Origin of the sequence: Pseudomonas sp. AFG_SD02_1510_Pfu_092 (assembly GCF_003331055.1) — a bacterium.
Taxonomy (GTDB): Bacteria; Pseudomonadota; Gammaproteobacteria; order Pseudomonadales; family Pseudomonadaceae; genus Aquipseudomonas.
In genome coordinates this window covers 1-371 of record NZ_PUQD01000136.1, presented here as the reverse complement: position 1 = coordinate 371, position 371 = coordinate 1, and the positions used below count along the sequence as shown (strand labels likewise).

The following is a 371-nucleotide window of genomic DNA, read 5'->3' as shown; positions in this document are numbered from 1 at the left end:
ATGGTCTGGCCGTTGGCCAGTTTCACCACCAGGTCGGAACCGGTGACTTTGTGATTCACCGACGCGGTGTAGGTCACCACGCCGCCTTCTGCCACGCTCGGAGTCGCGGTCAAAGTCACGGTAGTGGTGTCGATGGTGTCGGTGACCTGGGTCACGGCTGCCGTCTTGCTGACATCCAGCTTCTCGAAGTCACCACCGGTGGTCCCGGTAACGGTCACGCTCAGGTTGGCGGCATCGACATACACATCGTCGCTTGGTGCGTCGATGGTGATCGAAGCTTCCTTCTGACCTGCGGCGATGGTGATGCTTTCGCCGTTGCTCAGCTTGATCACCAGATCGGTGCCGGCTTTGTTGCTCAGGGTCGCGGTGTA

At 60.1% G+C, this 371-nt stretch carries 1 protein-coding gene; it reads right to left on the bottom strand.

Annotation, left to right across the window (positions count from 1 at the left end; genetic code table 11):
• The coding region (locus tag C6A77_RS25590) for an immunoglobulin-like domain-containing protein (protein WP_161959695.1) at positions 1 to 371 on the bottom strand (371 nt) is incomplete at both ends.